The sequence below is a fragment of the Paenibacillus massiliensis 2301065 = DSM 16942 genome (genome assembly GCF_000377505.1).
Lineage (GTDB): Bacteria > Bacillota > Bacilli > Paenibacillales > Paenibacillaceae > Paenibacillus > Paenibacillus massiliensis.
Map to the genome: position 1 here is coordinate 175,684 of NZ_KB898195.1, position 17,143 is coordinate 192,826.

General features: G+C 47.5%; 14 protein-coding genes. 7 read left to right on the forward strand and 7 right to left on the reverse strand.

Annotated features, from left to right (window positions below; genetic code table 11):
- Positions 1 to 119: 119 nt before the first annotated feature.
- From D328_RS0121090 to D328_RS0121110, 4 genes are all read right to left on the reverse strand, one after another.
- On the reverse strand, positions 120 to 2,957 hold the full coding sequence (locus tag D328_RS0121090) for a glycoside hydrolase family 3 N-terminal domain-containing protein (RefSeq protein WP_018887030.1): 2,838 nt from the start codon (positions 2,955 to 2,957) through the stop codon (positions 120 to 122).
- Positions 2,958 to 3,210: 253 nt separating this feature from the next.
- Entirely contained in the window at positions 3,211 to 4,509 is a 1,299-nt protein-coding gene (locus D328_RS0121100; protein WP_018887031.1) for a glycosyltransferase family 2 protein, read from the reverse strand.
- Complete coding sequence (locus D328_RS31290; RefSeq protein WP_018887032.1) at positions 4,502 to 4,648, reverse strand: hypothetical protein; 147 nt, start codon at positions 4,646 to 4,648, stop codon at positions 4,502 to 4,504. Before D328_RS31290 ends, D328_RS0121100 begins: the two co-directional genes overlap by 8 nt.
- A gap of 18 nt (positions 4,649 to 4,666) precedes the next feature.
- Complete coding sequence (locus D328_RS0121110) at positions 4,667 to 5,542, reverse strand: GGDEF domain-containing protein (RefSeq protein WP_026281312.1); 876 nt, start codon at positions 5,540 to 5,542, stop codon at positions 4,667 to 4,669.
- Between the two features lie 603 nt (positions 5,543 to 6,145).
- On the opposite strand from D328_RS0121110, the gene D328_RS0121115 reads away from it, so the two are divergent.
- Together D328_RS0121115 and D328_RS0121120 are read left to right on the forward strand one after the other, a co-directional pair.
- Positions 6,146 to 6,544 carry a DoxX family protein gene (locus D328_RS0121115; protein ID WP_025678094.1) on the forward strand — a complete coding sequence of 133 codons (399 nt, stop codon included), beginning with the start codon at positions 6,146 to 6,148 and terminating at the stop codon, positions 6,542 to 6,544.
- Between the two features lie 170 nt (positions 6,545 to 6,714).
- The gene (locus D328_RS0121120) at positions 6,715 to 7,374 is read left to right on the forward strand and encodes a L,D-transpeptidase family protein (RefSeq protein WP_018887035.1); all 660 of its coding nucleotides are present in this window, start codon (positions 6,715 to 6,717) and stop codon (positions 7,372 to 7,374) included.
- Positions 7,375 to 7,515: 141 nt separating this feature from the next.
- Here the strand turns inward: D328_RS0121120 and D328_RS0121125 are convergent, their stop codons facing one another.
- Positions 7,516 to 7,737: a hypothetical protein gene (locus tag D328_RS0121125; RefSeq protein ID WP_018887036.1), complete on the reverse strand. Its 222-nt coding sequence runs from the start codon at positions 7,735 to 7,737 to the stop codon at positions 7,516 to 7,518.
- 270 nt (positions 7,738 to 8,007) lie between these two features.
- On the opposite strand from D328_RS0121125, the gene D328_RS0121130 reads away from it, so the two are divergent.
- Both D328_RS0121130 and D328_RS0121135 read left to right on the forward strand, forming a co-directional pair.
- Positions 8,008 to 10,008, forward strand: a complete 2,001-nt coding sequence (locus tag D328_RS0121130) for a methyl-accepting chemotaxis protein (RefSeq protein WP_018887037.1) — start codon at positions 8,008 to 8,010, stop codon at positions 10,006 to 10,008.
- Positions 10,009 to 10,221: 213 nt separating this feature from the next.
- Positions 10,222 to 11,370, forward strand: coding sequence for a glycosyltransferase family 2 protein (locus D328_RS0121135; RefSeq protein ID WP_026281313.1), 1,149 nt, complete (start codon positions 10,222 to 10,224; stop codon positions 11,368 to 11,370).
- A gap of 183 nt (positions 11,371 to 11,553) precedes the next feature.
- On the opposite strand, the gene D328_RS0121140 is transcribed toward D328_RS0121135, so the two are convergent.
- Positions 11,554 to 13,860, reverse strand: coding sequence for a pectate lyase family protein (locus tag D328_RS0121140; RefSeq protein WP_018887039.1), 2,307 nt, complete (start codon positions 13,858 to 13,860; stop codon positions 11,554 to 11,556).
- 667 nt (positions 13,861 to 14,527) lie between these two features.
- Between D328_RS0121140 and D328_RS30820 the strand changes: the two genes are divergently transcribed.
- On the forward strand, positions 14,528 to 14,725 hold the full coding sequence (locus tag D328_RS30820) for a hypothetical protein (RefSeq protein ID WP_081625325.1): 198 nt from the start codon (positions 14,528 to 14,530) through the stop codon (positions 14,723 to 14,725).
- 146 nt (positions 14,726 to 14,871) lie between these two features.
- On the opposite strand, the gene D328_RS0121145 is transcribed toward D328_RS30820, so the two are convergent.
- Positions 14,872 to 16,032, reverse strand: a complete 1,161-nt coding sequence (locus D328_RS0121145) for a cobalamin-independent methionine synthase II family protein (protein WP_018887040.1) — start codon at positions 16,030 to 16,032, stop codon at positions 14,872 to 14,874.
- Positions 16,033 to 16,342: 310 nt separating this feature from the next.
- Between D328_RS0121145 and D328_RS29535 the strand changes: the two genes are divergently transcribed.
- Positions 16,343 to 16,813 carry a DinB family protein gene (locus D328_RS29535; RefSeq protein ID WP_018887041.1) on the forward strand — a complete coding sequence of 157 codons (471 nt, stop codon included), beginning with the start codon at positions 16,343 to 16,345 and terminating at the stop codon, positions 16,811 to 16,813.
- A 120-nt stretch (positions 16,814 to 16,933) separates the two neighbouring features.
- Positions 16,934 to 17,143: helix-turn-helix domain-containing protein (locus tag D328_RS0121155; protein ID WP_018887042.1), on the forward strand; the 210-nt coding region annotated here is incomplete at its 3' end.

Here is a 17,143-nt window from a genome sequence, read left to right on the forward strand (position 1 = left end):
GACTACGTGGCTGAATGATGACAATATTATTAACTACGACATTATTTGCAGCGATACAATGGCTTATCTAAAAAATAAACCGGAGCGGCGGCTCCGGTCATTTCATTTTAGAAGAAATACTATAATTTCCTCAGCTCAATCCATTCGAATTGAATCCCTGGCTTGATGAAATCTAGCTTCACCTCATAGTGGCCTGCTTCCAGGCCCAGCTTCACCAGCTTGCGGGTAATCCATGCGCCCTCAGTTCCATTCGTCTGGACGGTTGTTACCAACTGATCATTCAAGCTTACATTGCAGGCGCTCTGGGCCATCTCATGATCTGGAGACATGATGCGGACGAACATGCGGTAGCTCCCGGCTGCGCTTACATTTAGTACAGCATTCCCAGCTGCGTCTGGCTCCAAGCGTATGATATCCGGTTGCTCATTCCCGTGAGCAGACGTACCTTGAAGATGAGACTCAGCAGAGATAGCATCTCCGCTTAGCCCGGGCTGAGCCTTGAAGGTAACCATAGTCTCCGCCTGAACCTGCCCACGTGCAAATACCGGTGCTTCCAACAGGAAGTGGCATATATTCGCAGCACTCTGCTGCAGCTCCCCACGAGTCAATGTCCCCTCCTTGAGGGCACTGAGCGTATTATCTCCCATCGCATTGGTCTCTGCCCCATAGTTCGGAACGACCATATACAGATCATTCCCGGCCCGAACCATCCAGTTGGTATAGGTTCTGTCGGCGTGCCCTCCGTGGACAACATCGTTCATTTTCGCCCACCAATCCGTCATCACAACACCCTTGAAGCCCCATTCCTTACGCAAAATATGGCTATTCAGGTCATAGTTCGATGCAGCCCAGTGACCGTTAATCGGGTTGTAGGAGGTCATAATTACCTTGGCCCCTCCCTGCTTCACCGCGATCTCGAAGCCCTTCAGATAGATCTGCCGCAGCGCGCGCTCGGATACGACCGCATCCGCCATATGACGATGCTGCTCTTGATTATTGCAGGCAAAATGCTTCAGCGTGGCATGTGAGCCCCCCTGCCGGATACCACGGGTGCAGGCAGCTGCAAATAACCCCGTAATCAGTGGGTCCTCGGAGAAGTATTCGAAGTTGCGTCCGTTCAGCGGATTGCGCCGGATATTCAGCCCTGGACCGAGCAACGCATCGATCTCATTGCTTAACATCTCCCGTCCCTCCAGCACATATAGCTCCTCAATCAGCCCCGGATTCCAGGTAGCAGCCAGCAAGGTGCCAATCGGTACCTGTGTCGCCAGCTCTCCGTTATCCATGCGGATACCTGAAGGTCCATCTGCTGTGCAGGCAATCGGAATACCGTACTGCAGCAAGCCGTCGCTCACTCCACCGAAGGCGGAAGCCGTGCCCGATGTCACTAACGGGCTGCTCATCCCTTCACCACGGACGATCGCGGCCAGCTCTTCATCACTGAGCTGCGCCACGAACTCCTCCATGCGGACCTTGCCCTCATGGACATCACGCAGGCGGAAGCCCAGGTCCCCTGTCTGCTCCCATGTGGCAGGAAGTCCAGTTCGGACACGCTCCTCCAATGAGACCGTCCTCATGGGTACTTCCTCATAGGCCAGCTCATAAGCCCCACTGCTTAATCTGGCACCCGGCTTCATACGCGTGAAGCGCTCTGTCGGCGCAAGCGCCTCATCCAGCTGCTCCACGACCAGTAACTCTTCCACCACATAGCCAGGCTGTCCCTCGACTTGAATCGGTACAAGCTCCCTAACGCTATTCCCTACATACAGATGATAGGTCCCAGCCTCCAGCACATAAGCAGAACGATAGCCCGTCACACCACCATCATCATAAGAAGATAACGAATGTACCGGGAAGGTCAGCACCAGACGCTCCGACTCACCAGGCTGCAGCTCACCAGTCTTGCCAAAGGCCGCCAGTACCCGCGCCGGTTGCCCAAGCTTGCCTTGTGGTGCTTCACAATAAAGCTGTACAACTTCCTTGCCTGCGAACGCCCCCCCGATATTTCTTACCGTGACGTCTACAGACAGATAGCGCTCTCCTTCCTGCTCCAGAAGCTGGGCCTCTCCAGGCTCCAGCTGGAACTGCGTATAGGACAAGCCATAGCCGAAGGGGAACTGTACCCGCTCTGGCCGAAAGGTCTCAAAATACCGATAGCCTACATACACGTCCTCTTGGTACAGATTCTTCAGCTCATTACCATAATTGCTAGTGGACGGATAATCCTCGATCGTATAAGCAATCGTATCCGTCAGCTTGCCACTCGGTGTGACCTCGCCTACGAGAACATCAGCTATCGCATGTCCACCCTCCATCCCCCCATGCCATGCATAGATGACACTGGAAATGGGGTGAACCGCATTACCGCTATCCTCAGGCTCCGCCAACCAGCTCATATCTATAATATTGGATACATTCAGCACAACCACCGTCTGTTCAAAATGTGTCGTCACCAGCTGTAGCATGGTCTGCTCTTCCTCCGTCAGCAGATAGCTCCCAGGTTCAGTAGCGTTATCCTGATCCTCTCCCGCCGTGCGGCCAATGACGATAACCGCCTTATCGGAACGCCCACGAGTTGCAGCCACCAGCGAGTCCGTGAGGGGCATTTCCCGCTGATGCCAGGGCTCTGCTGCCCAGCCGCCGCCTCCGTTGTCGAATGGATTCTCTTCAATCCATTGCGTGTAGACCGCAGCCAGCTCCTCATCCACCGTGATTCCACGCTTGCTGCGAAGGCCATCCAGCAGATTCGTCGTATAGGGGACATTGACACTGCCGCCCGAGCCCGTCCCGCTACGATAATAGTTCACCTGAGCCCTGCCAAAGATGGAGGCACGCTCACCCTGTCGCAGTGGAAGTACTTGCCCCTCATTTTTTAGCAATACAGCTCCCTCGGCTGCCACTTTCCTGCTGAACTCGGCAAAGCCCGATAATGGTACACCTCTTTGTGATACGCTCAAGTGGTTTCCCTCCCGTGTGTTCATAGCTTCAAGTCATATTATACCAATATATATGGTCAAAAAGGAAAAGAATGCGGTTACATTTGTAAGGCGTTTGTGCCTGCTTTTCATCTATCTTATCCGTAATATCTGTAGTAAGCCTAGTATCCGTAATCCGTAGATTTGCAGATGAGAAAAGACCCCCACCAGATTGTTGAATCTGGAAGGGGCCTTGCATCTAAGCTCCATACTAGGAGATCCTTGAATCAGAGTCTCAGCCGAAGCGCTGCGTCTTATACCATTTGTTTCCTTGGCGACCTGTAATCTTGTCGACACAGATTGTCCAGAAGGCTTTGACCGAGATGATCAGGAATAACTGGGCATAAGTGAAATAGGATAGACAGGATATTACAAAGTTCTCCGTGTTGCTCTGTCCGATATCCGAAGCTAACGCCAGATTAATCTGCAGGACATAGATGAAGTACATCAGCGCCCACGCGATGACGAGATAGACGTATACATCACCCGAGAACTGGAATGGACTCTGTACATCTGGCACGAACAAGCGCGCAATCTGGTAGCCAATATTCGCAAGGAAGATTACATCGGACACAAGAATCGCAAGCATGAACCAGAAGTAGCTGGCCGCATAATACATGATATGCAGCTTAATTCGCCAGCTGGTTCGATCGAATAAATGATGGAAGTTATCCATAATGACATGAAAATTCCCCTTCGACCAGCGTCCGCGCTGCTTCATATACACACTGAGCTGCTCCGGCTCCTGCTGATAGGCCTCAGCCTGTGGAGCGAGTGCAATCAGCTTGCCCTTCTTCATGATCTCAAAGGATACTGCTGTATCCTCTGTAATCGCATTTTCATCCCAGCCGCCAATCTCGCGCATCAATGCCGTATTGACGATAAAATTCGTACCTGGAATCGTGCCGATCTTGAACAGCTCCCACAATCCGGTATGGTGTACCCGCTGAATCGTGACCAGTTCCTGGTTAATACACTTGGACAGGAAGTTCTGTCCCCGATTGCGTGCCTTGTTGCGTCCGAAAACGGCTCCATATAGGCCTGGCTTCTCCAGTGCCTTCTGCACAAGGAACATTAGTGCATTCTTCTCGGGCGCCGCATCAGCATCATATACACATATCCATTCGCCCTTCGTCTTTAGCAGTGCATCATTGAGGGTCCCAGACTTGCCGCCTGTGCCTTTGCGTTCCATAATTTCAAAGTCACGGTGCTGATAGCTTGGTCGGCTCTTCAGCTCCTTAAGCTTCGCCGCCGTCTGATCCGTACAGTTATCCGCGATGACAATAATCTGCACCTTATCATGAGGGTAGTTCAAACGCAGGATATGCTCTGCCGTAATAGCGACCACCATCTCCTCATTGTGCGCAGGCACAAGTACGGTAACGGATGGATAATCCTCCATTGACGCAGGAACCACGAATTTATTCCGATTCTGCCTGCTCAGAAAACGAATCGCGCCCACCATAATTATGATGGCTTCGGTAACAGCTGTCCAAATACTAATAATGGTGACAAGCAGTACAAAATCAGTCACTGGTCTTCCCCCGATCGTAGTTTCGATAGACCTGTGCACGGAATACCAAGGTAGCCACGGTCAAGCCCAGGATCGTAATAATAAAAAACGTACTGACAACAATACAGAGCGGGATAAACCAGTCCAAGTAACTTACCATAGCTGATGACCTCTTCCCCTAAATAAATTCCCCGATCAGATCGGTCTCGGTATTTCTCTCCAGTGCACTAATGACACCATTGATATTCTCGTACTTGCTGAATTGATCTGGCTGAAATACAAGAGCACCTGAGCGAATGACCAGTTTGAGGGGCCTTCCCTTCAAATCCATTACAGACATCTCCATCATCGCCCGCTTGATCCGCTCCGTCATGGATTCAAGGAACTCGGGACGAGTCATCGGACAGATAATGACAAAGCGACCACCGTCGATGAAGAACTTGTAATCCTCATACCGCAGCTGCTTCTGAATCGTGTCCGACAGATCCAGCAGTAAGGTAGAGTATCCTTGGGAACCCAAAGATTCCTGAACCAGCGGTAAAAATTCAATCTTGAACATCGCCACACAAAAGCCGTATCTGTCCGGATATCTACGAGCCAGATTGGACTGCTTGACAATGGCGTCTGCGAAAGCTTCCTTATTGCCCAGTGTAGTGTGTGGATCAACCTGCGGGTTCCTGCGCTCCAGCTCCTCCAGTCGCTCCAGGAATCGATTGCTGCGGATCATGAACGTCTTAATCAGTGCCGCGACCAGCATATTCGCCGGAATAAGCAGCAGCCATGAGATGACCAGGACCTCTGGTGGTGCATAGGTAGCCAGCCATACGAGATACAATACGAAAAATACGAAGACTGCGACAACAGACACCCCGACTGGCAGCAGCATACCGATGAGCAGAGCCAGCAAAGCCAGCGCATTAAACAACAAATCCTTCAAGGTAAAGGATTGGGTATTATAAATATTCCAGAAGACCAATACTTCCTGTAAGAGTGCCATTGCAATGAGCAGAATATATCCCCATTTCAAGCCATGCAAAGGTGTCTTTTTTTCCATCTGAGTCATTTTTTCCGCCGCCATCAGTTCACCCTTCTTTTTTGGAATCACAAAAAAAGCCCTCTCTATACATTTACCCACATTTCGAGAGGGGCTCTATGTCTTATGATCTAATTCTTATTCTTATACTTCTTCCATATTAGACCAATGCCATATCGATATCTACACTAACTATACAATGGTCCCATCTTTTTTCAACAAAAAAATGGTAAATTCCATTTATTTCAATCCAATATATGTCTAAGGACTCATACATTTCTTCATAAAAGGTATTGACAGCTCCGTTATCCTGATTTATATTTATCTTAACTTAAAGATTAGTTAAATTGAGATAAAAAAGTAGGTGAACAGATGCATACTCTGGGCCGAAAGGCTAGGGCTATGTTCCAGATCATCTGGAGTAACCATTAGCGAATCCATTCAGTGTTTCCGGGCCATTACGGTTCTATCGGCTATTGCGAACATTAGTGAGTAAGGATTCACTTGTTCGTTAAGAAGCTCAAGTATAAAGAATCGAATTCATGAACTTTATTCAGGTCTAATATCTTTATATTAAGAATAACAATAATAATATTTATTAAAAATTGGGAGATGATTCTAATGATGATGGCAGTAGGTTTGTTGGTAATTCGTGTGATTGTAGGTCTGTTATTCGTAGGACATGGCGCGCAGAAGCTGTTCGGTTGGTTTGGTGGTTATGGACCCAAAGGAACTGGTGGCTGGCTAGAGTCCATTGGTGTGAAGCCGGGTGTTACCATGGCAGTCGCGGCAGGATTGATGGAGCTAGTGGGCGGCCTTTTGTTCGCTCTTGGCTTGTTGACCCCTGTGGGGGCGGTGTTGATTATCCTGACGATGATTGGCGCAATCAAGACTGTGCATGGTCAGAACGGCCTGTGGTCAACGGCTAACGGCTACGAGTACAATCTGGTTCTGCTTGCTGTAGCTGCAGGCGTTGCCTTGACCGGGGCAGGAGCCTATTCACTGGATGCATTGTTGTTCTAAGCAAATAATGAATGTAATACAGGCCACAGTCCATTGCATACGCGATGGATTGTGGCCTTTTTTAGCATAGAATCCTGCTCGGCTTCGCATCATACATTACAACAACATTTACACACTAGCTATCGCTTGTCTGCATACCCAGACATCAGAAGGGAGCCTGGACGGACGTCATGTTTTTGCACAAGCTGTTGTTAACCATTCATGTATTGACGGCAATGGACCCGATTCCAGCTGCCGAGCCTTTTCAAGCCTATCAGAATACCTATATTGAGGTGGACCCTATCCAGCATCGACTACGCCTGTATGCAGATGATCAGCTGATGAAGACCTTCCCGATCGCGTTGGGCAAGCCTAACACTCCATCGCCTGTAGGCGAATATATGGTCATTAATAAATATAAAAATTGGGGCAAGGGCTTCGGCACCCGCTGGATTGGCCTTAATGTGCCTTGGGGCATTTACGGCATTCATGGCACAAATAGGCCCGATTCCATTGGCCACAGTGCCAGCCATGGCTGTATTCGTATGTATAACCATCATGTCGAGGAGCTGTACGAGTGGGTACGCGTAGGAACGACGGTAAGCTTTGGCGGACATGTACTCGGCAAGCCGCTGGATAATCCTCGCTTGATAGCCATGGGGGATAGCGGTGGAGATGTCCAGCTCCTTCAGTGGCGATTACGAAGTGAGGGACTGTATTCAGGTGAGTGCAAAGGCAAATTTAACTATGCTACCGAGGTTGCTTTGAAGGCTTATGAGCAGCAACACAATCTGCCTATAGATGGCGTTGCTGGCTACGAGGATTATCTGAGTCTCGGACTGATTGAGTAAGTTAGCGAATCGCACTACATCCAGCAACTAGTCAAGAACCAGCACGGCGTCCTTCCCACCCGGTTCACTCCTAGACAAGGGGCACGCAGCAGAGGCGTAATGGCGACGGTACCAAGTAGGCGACCCTCAGAGGTCGCTTTTCTAGTCTTCCACCGGCAAGCTCGGTATGGCAGTAAAAAATACATCCAGCAACTCTGTCGCAAAGTTCTCTTTGACATATAGAACGATCTCGCCTAGTTCTTCCTCACTCTCGTACTCCAGACAAGGACGACCCTCGCTCCACAGCACCCTGCACCTGAACAGCTCACACACATGCTCAATGATATAATCCTGATTCACCGCTTCTCGATTGACTGACATCATTCCATACCTCCTTGCTCACGATATTATCGCTAACTTTTTAGCACAGCATCTAATGCTACTTACCTTATTATTGAAATGAAGCATCGTGCATTCCGTGATCTATATCACAGCTTATTATGAACCCTCTGAAAAAAGGGGTCCTTACTTCCTTAAAATTTGTTTGAATTTGGATCGTGTATCCGTCTAACTATTGCCCCCTCAAAGACCGATATATTCCGTATTGCTCTTGCAATATGGGTGTTCAGGATAAGATAGAGAGGGTGCGTTTACATGAGCAAAATCAGCAACCGTAAGACCAGAAGGAAGTTATTAATCAGAGAAAAGCTGATCTTGTCATTTGCAGTCATATTACTGCTTCCCACGATTGGCCTCGGCATCATCTCGTTTCAGACCGCCCGTGCGAAAGTTGAGGACAAGACCTTTGAGAACGCCCAGAACAGTGTTCAAGTGCTGAATCAGACGATTGATCAGATCATCGGAGCCACGCAAAAGAATGTGGACTTCCTGGCTAGCCAGCTCGACGCAGGTCAAGTAGGCCCTCAGCAAGGTGACGAGACGGAGACGATTCGAACATTGCTCGACGCATACAAGGATACCCATGATGATGTAGAGCTGGCATCCATCGGTACAGACAAGGGTGTGTATATTAATGCTCCCGTCACGGCCGTGAACAAGCCCGGATATGATCCACGTGAGCGTCCCTGGTATCAGTCTGCGACTCAGAATAAAAATAACCCTACTGTAATTACCCCCTATATATCAAGCAATACAGGAAATGTGGTGACATCTGTCGCCCAGACCACTGCCGATGGACATGGTGTCGTGTCTGTCAGTCTGTCGCTTGCGAGTCTGTCACAGACCGTGAACGCAACCAAGATTGGCGAAAAAGGCTATTTCTATATCATAGATAACGCAAATAAAATCATTATTCATCCTACGATTGAGCCAGGAACAGAGGCCACCACTCCTCCTTATGTAGACATCATTGCCCAGAAGAACGGGGAGCTGGCCTACACGCTGGATGGTAACCGCGAGCATGCTGTCTTCGCCACCAACGAGCTTACGGGCTGGATTATTGTTGGTGTCGTAGATAACGATGAGGTGGTCAATTCGGTACGTTCGATTCTGAACACTACCGTGATCGTCATCGCTATATCCATCATCCTGAGCTCTGTGATAATCTTCTGGATTGTAAGATCCATTACACGACCACTGAATCAGATCGTCCAAGCCTCCGAGGCCATTAGTGACGGGAACCTAGCCATTGAAGTTCCTGTAGGAGGAGAGGATGAGCTCGGGAAGCTGAGCACTAGCTTCAATAAGATGAGCCGCTCTCTGCGTGGCGTCATCCAAGATGTCCGTTCCACCGCCGATGAACTGACTGCTTCCTCTGCCCAACTAGCAGTTAACGCTTCGGAGACAACCAAGGCAACCGAATCCGTCGCACTCATCACAGAGGAATCGGCTGCAGGGATTGAGAAGCAGGCAGGAAACCTGAAGCACACGGCACAACAGATGAATGAGCTAGCTGGAGGGGTAAAACAAGTAACGGACAGCACCCAGCAGGTATCCGAGGCTGCCATGCAGGCCAGTGAATTGGCACAGCAAGGAAATTCCACCATCCAGACAGCTGTCTCGGAAATGGGCTCCGTGAGCCGATTTGTGCAAAATATGGAGCACACCGCCGAGCAGCTCGGCCAGCATTCCGCTTCGATTGGGGAGATGGTGTCCGCGATCACTGATATTGCCGCCCAGACCAATCTGCTAGCACTAAATGCATCCATTGAAGCAGCGCGAGCTGGGGAGCATGGACGTGGCTTCTCCGTTGTGGCAACGGAGGTGCGCAAGCTTGCCGAGCAATCCAGTCTCGCTGGGGAGAAGATCGTAGAGCTGGTATCAACCATTCAGCAAGAGATCGCGAAGACGCATCAGCGCGTGCATAGCGGTAAGATAGACGTGGATAATGGCATACTTGCCGTGCAGTCAGCAGACCAAGCCTTCGCCCAGATCAGTGAAGCGTTCGGATTCGTGAACAGCCAGCTTGAGAATATCGCAGCGGCCTCCCAGCAGATGTCCGCCAGCACGGTTGAGGTCGTAGGGTCCATTACACATATTCAATCCATCTCACAGCAAAATGCTGACGGTACGGAGAGCATCTCGGCGGCGACCGAGGAGCAGGTCGCTTCCATGCAGGAGATTACTTCCGCAGCAGATTCATTGGCCCATCTGGCGCAGAAGCTGCAAAATCTGGTCAGCCAGTTCAAGCTGTAACCCTCATTACCCAGTTAGTCCATGCCAGCACACAACGTACAAATCCCCGTTACTCTATATAGGGTAATGGGGATTTGTTTTGGCATAAGACGGCAATGACTTCAGCCTATTTGGTAACTTGAGGGCTATTGACCAGGTCAGGCTATCGTCCTTGAATATAATGTTATCAATCCGTATTCAAGAGTTCTCAATACGTCTGGGGAGGGGATTACACTGTCCATCCGCTACAGCATCATTATTCCGACCTATAACCGTCTCCATCAGCTGCTGCTGACACTCACCTCATTGGAGACACAGACCTATCCGAAGGATCAATTTGAAGTCATTGTGGCTGATGATGGCTCTACTGATGGAACAAAAGACATGGTAGCAGACCTCCACACTTCCTATCGGCTAATCTATGCATCACAGGGGGAACAGCGTGGTCGTTCAGCGATTAGGAACTTAGGGCTACGTTATGCCAAAGGACATTACGTCATCTTCTGTGACTCAGACTTCCTGCTGCTGCCCGAATTCATTCAGGTGGTAGACCGCTATCATCGCAGATTTCCGAGGTCCGTGCTGTCAGGCTTCCCCTACTCATGGGACAATATTTACACCCACTATTACCCGGAGTTCTCTCCTGAGGAAAAGGAACATTTTCGCAATATCATTACACCTTCCGGCCTATGGAACCCCCATTTTGAGACGGCAACCGACATTATTCCATTAATCACACCAGAGGATATCCTTCATCGCTCCGAAGCCTTGTCCAAGGCCGTGTTTCCATCCAGAATTCCGCACAACACTCAGGCCCAGTTCGCCAAGACAGACGTAGCACCCTGGATGCTACTCGTCACTCGTTGTGTGTCCATGAAGCGCAGCTATTTGATACGGAGTGGAGGGTTCAATGAACAGTTTGTACTCTATGGACTCGAAGACTGGGACCTGGGCTACAGGCTACATCGAATGAAGATGGCTTTCCGTACGATCAATGAGACTGTCGGGTATCACCAGGAGCATCCTAGCCTCATGAGAGGAGATACCTTGAATACAGACAATCTCAAGATCATGTTCAAAAGCTATGGATTCCACGATTCGTCATTGAATTTATTTGCTCTTGTGCCCCCATCTGAGGACCTGGATAAATACAAGGATATATTGCGGATATTGCGCCGTGGGGTTCGATATACACGTACTCGTTCCTCTGCACGCTTGCTGAGGAGAACACTGCGAATGGCAGCCAAGCAATTCTGTCATGGAGGTCATACTATGGCATACCGACAGTCATTAAGTCGCATCAGTCGCAGTGCAAGAGGAAGAAAAAGTCGGGTTGCTCATGTACTACGAGAAATGCTGGTGAAAGCTGAACAACTGCTCTAGATATATCTTCGTCATAAAAAGTAATAAAAGCGATCTCGCAGGATCGCTTTTTCACTATACGGTATTTAATTTACAGATGCACGAATGTCATCAATCTGTTCTTAGCCAAATGAATAACCAGTCACCGGTTCAGCGCCGGCAACTGGTTATCTAGCTTAAGTATGTCTTTGGATGTCTCTTAGACTAACGTAATTCCATGTAAAAGAGATTCGCAGTATTGTCTTTGGTAATGGTATGCTCACCAGGAGCAAGAGATACGCTGACAATGCCATCCGTCATGGAATAACTGGTCCCATCAATCATGATTTTTGTTCCGTCTGCAGAATTGAATACTAATGTTAATGTTGCAGCTTCTGTAGTCGTGAACCCAATGCGTGTGGAACTCTCAATCTTGAGAGCCTGCGTCAGTGTCAATCCGTTGTACTCTACAGTTCCTTTCGTTGTCGAAAGATTCCCTTTAATATTGAAGAAGTCACTGTTAATTCCAGAAGCAGTAAAGTCATGGTACTCACCGACTGTCGGTTCTGGTGTTGGTTCTGGCGTCGGTTCCGGTGTTGGCTCTGGGGTCGGCTCTGGTGTTGGTTCTGGTGTTGGTTCCGGTGTTGGTTCTGGTGTTGGTTCCGGTGTTGGTTCTGGTGTTGGTTCCGGTGTTGGTTCTGGTGTTGGTTCTGGTGTTGGTTCTGGTGTTGGTTCTGGTGTTGGTTCTGGTGTTGGTTCTGGCGTTGGTTCTGGTGTCGGCTCTGGTGTTGGTTCCGGTGTTGGTTCTGGCGTTGGTTCTGGTGTTGGTTCCGGTGTTGGTTCTGGTGTCGAGTTCCCACCTACGGATACAAGCTGGGTCGTATAGCTTCTGATCTTAGCCATCAGAGCTGAGTTAACTGCATAAGATGCATCATCAACGGAATTATTGAATTGCCATGTAAAATCTCCGTTATTCAGACGTCCGGCCTTCTCCGTAACAATCTGCTCTACATCATTGACGTTATCAACATCAGCAGTGCGTACTCCAGTATCTACTTTTGTATCAAAGTTATTATAGGCTGTGCCGCCTTTTAATGTTTTGTACGTGCTAGGTACAGCTTCATTTCTGGTGGAAGCCAAGTAAGCATCATAGGACGTTGCATGTGCCTTCGCTGTTCCGTCGTTAGAATTAGCATAGATCAGGCTGGCAGCACCCACTACAACATTGTTATAAGCCTTGATTACTCCTCCGGTCTCACCTGAGAACGTACCAGCTCCCTTAGCATCTGTACCTTGTAAGGAGCTCAGCATCGGGTTTTTGGCATTTCTGAAATAATTGGATTCTACAAAGGCGGAAGCGCCTGTTGTAACACCCACTCCATACTTCGAGACTCCATCAAAATAATTGTTATAGATATGAACCGAAGCTACTCTGATCCGTGGATGACGAGAGTCCGAATGGTCGAACCAGTTGTGATGGAAGGTTACAAGGAACTCATCCTTTTCACTCAAGCCGACAAGAGCTGCCTTCCCGGAATCCCAGTAATGGTTATACGAGATTGTGACATAGGTCGAGCCTTTCTTGACGTCTGTGGAGCCATCACCCTTGACCTGGTCAGCATCGCTTCCAGCAGCGCCATAGAAGAGGTCATTATTATGCAGCCAGACATTTACATTCGCTGTATCCAAAGAGATTCCGTCGTCAGGGAACAGCATCACGCCCAGATTACGGACCTCCACATTCCCCGTGTTTCTCAGAAGGAAGCCCCATCCGTATGCATAGGCATCCTCTCCGATGCCCTCAAGCGTCATGTTCATCTCTGAATAGTTATTCTTACCCTTGACTTCCAGATAACCACTGCTATTGAGCTGTCCACTCATATCAGCGCCTGTGACTTGACCAATGAAACGAATCACAAGCGGCGTCTTATCATAGCCTTTTTGTCTGAGCTTCAGAATCTCGCCGATACCTACCCCAGTCTGCACGCGTCCAGAGTTATTGATGATGACATCCAGAGTTACTGTTTTTGCAGTCTCGGAGGTCACATACAGCACCTGAGCCCCGTTCCGGAGTGTTCCGTCTTCATTATAAGCGCCTGAACCCGTACCATATGGCGAATCTGATGAGAATGCAAATCCGGATCTGTCATGAGCTGCAACGGATACATCATCAGAAATGGCGCGAAGCGTAGAAGCATCTGTAAGTCTCGCTTCTACCTTCATGACATACTCTCCAGCTGCAAGCCCTACAGCATCAGCCCGCCAATAAGATGGGTATTGTCGAATCAGATCGTTATCAATTTGTTGGTAGGAAGCATCTGACGCACTTGCACGCTTAATATATACATTATATCCCTCCGCATGATCTACAGGTGTCCATTCTACAAACGCAGTTTCGTTCCAGCCCCCGTTCTTGGTGATCGAAATACCTTCAGCAACAACCGTGTGACTTTGCAGTCCTCCAGATACTAACGTTAGTACAAGAGAAAATAATAGAACCATATTCATTACTTTTGTAGCACTCTTTTTCATTTACAATCCTCCACTTTTAATTTGTAACACACACACCATTGAGTCTTGATTACGAGCACACCAGTACCACATCACCTCCTCGTTATCATCATATGAGCAACACGTACTATGAATTCGCTTACACCCGCATAATACAAGGATTTCCCTATGTAGCATCATTTTCATTCACGCTATGTACTATTAAAATTGATATATGTATTATGTGGGTCGGTCCCTCATGAATCCTATAAGTTGAACCTTCGATATGGGCTCACCTGTAATGAATAGTGTGATATTCATCACTGAGGATTAATTAAAGAAGATATAAAAGAGCAGAGGCAGGGCTTCTAAGGTTACGTCACACCAATCGTCAGCATTCGCCAATATTCTCCTCTTTTCAACATTCAAGATTGTAGCATATATTCCGAAATATTTCCTATTATTTTTTTCACTGTAAATTAGCTGGATAATTATAAACGAAAGAAAATATTCCCATAGAAAAGGCAATGTTTTGATGGCGCATCACAACTCTCTAAATGCTGGTTTTTGGCTTTAATCACTGACTATTTGCTGCTGAAGTACATGAACTCCATCCATTTTCCTTCCATTTATTCCGCATCACAGGAACCAAATTAAGAATTATGGCGTAAGTATTCATAGCATTCCTAAGACGGAGAGGGTGGTACTTGTGGAATATAGCATTAATCAGACTAAAATATATTGTCCGTGCTGCAGAAACGATACGTTCGAGATCGACTATCGCCAACTGAATACAAGAGGAGCAACGTTCTTCGGGATTGATTGGGCTAACCGCAGTGCAACGATACTGGTCTGCGAGAGATGCTCCTATATTTCTTGGTTCATGGATGAGCCGGATGAGTTATGAATTGAAATAGAGAACAATAGCAAACAGCCTCCTAAGCTGCAATCATGCAGTTCAGGAGGCTATCTTCCTTTGTATTTCTCTATTGCTTCAAGACCCGTACAGTGAAACATGGGAAGCAGAATGACTTTACTACAACTTACTACACATTAATTTCCCCAATATTGCTGGGCAATTTTTTGTCCCTGATTGATCTTGGCCCACTGTTCCGCCTCAGTTAATTCGTTACCACCATCACAGGAGGCAAAGCCACACTGATGGGAGAGCAACAATCGATCCTTGTCAATAATGCTCGAAGCTTCATCCAGCAATCGGAGTACACGCTCTTCATCATCAAGTGTATTGGTCTTAGAGGACAACAATCCAAGCACAATTTCTGTGTTAGGCTTATCCTTGAAGACAGCTAGAGCCTCAAGCGAACCTGCACGTTCGTCATCCCATTCCAGGAAGAATCGATCATATTTGAGCTGCTTCAGGAACAGATTAGCAATTTTCACATAAGATCCACCGCCCATATTACGGGAATCATAGTTGCCACGGCAGTTGTGCGTCCACATTTTCAGACCCAAGCTATGACCAAAATCAATCACGGTATTGTTAATATCAATAAATTCAGTAGCAAGAGCCTGTACTTCCTCTTGATTGATACTCTCACCGGTAAACGGAGAATTCGGATTGTCATCCGCAAACAGTTCCCATAGACAATCGTCAAATTGCAGAATTTTCCCACCAGCAGCAGCGAATTCCTCAACAAATTCCTTATATGCCTTGGCAAGGCCGGTTTTAAGCTCTTGTGCATTCTTATACACCGAATTTTTGCCGCCAATGTTATCCGACCATGACAGTTCACCAAAAATATGCGACGGAGAAGGTACACACAGCTTGGTTTCACGGCCGCCAGCAAGAGCTTGCAACTTCTTAAATACAGTAATGAAATGATGGTTCTTGCCACTCAACTCATCTGTAATATGCAATCCAATATCTTTCCGTGTCTCATACTTGGAAGTTCCATCGGTATCCCGGAAAAAGTACCCATGGTCCGCAATGTAGCGACTAATTCCTTGGAATCCCCAGACAAAATCCAGATGCCACATCGATTTGGAATGCTCGCCATCCGTAATAATGGACAGGTCATGCTCAATTTCCTTCTCAACCACAGCCTGAATGGCCTCCGTCTCACACTGCTCATATCCTTCAAACTCTTGATAAAATGGATAGTTGATGTCATCACGATGCTCAATTTGCTCTTTATATTTCAATAGCGCTGGCGGTCGCAGCAGGCTACCTACGATTTGAAATTTATCACTCATTACGATTTCCCCCTCAATCCTTCACGTGTTGTGTGTGTTGTGTTTTTTATTGGTTTGATTGTAGCATGAGAGAGTTCTTATTACGTAACACCGAAAAGTCATACCTGGTTATAACTAATAACTATAGCCAGAGGCAAAATGAGTACCCGAATTGATTATACAGGTAGCCTATCATTGATCAGATCACTACCCAAAATAAGTGTAATATTTCACAAACATTCCATAAATACTGTTGGAAAAGGGCAGGGTTACGCTATTGGGAATTAGAATATAGCTGAGATTCTATATTTCTAGAAATGAGTTGATGAGCATGAGTGATAAGATGCTAGCTGTCTTATGGAGACTGTTTGAACCGACTGTAGACATGTTGAAGAATCTGATCGAGGTATGCCCTGATGACTTGTGGATGGATGCTGAGCAAAAATACTGGAGACATATCTTTCATGCTACCACCAGTATGAAATTTTGGTTCAGGCAGCACAAGGATGACGAATTCATAATCCCTGACTTTGGTAAGGATGTAGTAGAAGACTTAGATAAGGAATGCTCTGATTACCCTACTAAAGAGGAAATGACAAATTACCTCGAGGATATATTGAGTATGGCTCGCAATTACTTTGATGATCTTACTGATGACAGATTACTAGAGCCATGTGCACTCTATGAAGAAATAACCAAAACGGATGTAATCCTCATGCAGATCCGACATGTGCAACATCATGTAGGTTACTGCAACAGCATATTGAGCTCGAATCACCTAGAAGCAGCAAAGTGGCTATGATTATAGAGAAAATCCCATCACCTAAAAGAAACCCATAGCCTTAGTGAAGTGCACCCCTTAGAATAGACATTGGAAAAACCCCTTGGTTTAACCGATGAATTTCTAGGGGGTGCATTTTTAATGGCTATTAAAGGTCAAAAGTTTAAGACGTATTCCGAGGAACTCAAGGTGGAGGCAATTCGCCTGCACGTAGAGGAAAAGTGGACGTATCGGCAGATCAACGATCATTTCGGAATCCAAGATCAGGGTCGGATGAAGCGTTGGATGCGAAAATACCGTGAGAAAGGTGAGTTTGGTCTATTGGATCAACGAGGAAGGCGGAAAGAATAT

What these genes read in the sequence shown, in the direction of transcription:
- D328_RS0121115 (WP_025678094.1), top strand. Translation starts at nt 6,146, where the DNA reads ATGATGGCAGTAGGTTTGTTGGTAATTCGTGTGATTGTAGGTCTGTTA.
- D328_RS0121130 (WP_018887037.1), top strand. Translation starts at nt 8,008, where the DNA reads ATGAGCAAAATCAGCAACCGTAAGACCAGAAGGAAGTTATTAATCAGA.
- D328_RS0121140 (WP_018887039.1), bottom strand. Translation starts at nt 13,860, where the DNA reads ATGAAAAAGAGTGCTACAAAAGTAATGAATATGGTTCTATTATTTTCT.
- D328_RS29535 (WP_018887041.1), top strand. Translation starts at nt 16,343, where the DNA reads ATGAGTGATAAGATGCTAGCTGTCTTATGGAGACTGTTTGAACCGACT.
- D328_RS0121120 (WP_018887035.1), top strand. Translation starts at nt 6,715, where the DNA reads ATGTTTTTGCACAAGCTGTTGTTAACCATTCATGTATTGACGGCAATG.
- D328_RS31290 (WP_018887032.1), bottom strand. Translation starts at nt 4,648, where the DNA reads ATGGTAAGTTACTTGGACTGGTTTATCCCGCTCTGTATTGTTGTCAGT.
- D328_RS0121110 (WP_026281312.1), bottom strand. Translation starts at nt 5,542, where the DNA reads ATGGAAAAAAAGACACCTTTGCATGGCTTGAAATGGGGATATATTCTG.
- D328_RS0121125 (WP_018887036.1), bottom strand. Translation starts at nt 7,737, where the DNA reads ATGATGTCAGTCAATCGAGAAGCGGTGAATCAGGATTATATCATTGAG.
- D328_RS0121145 (WP_018887040.1), bottom strand. Translation starts at nt 16,032, where the DNA reads ATGAGTGATAAATTTCAAATCGTAGGTAGCCTGCTGCGACCGCCAGCG.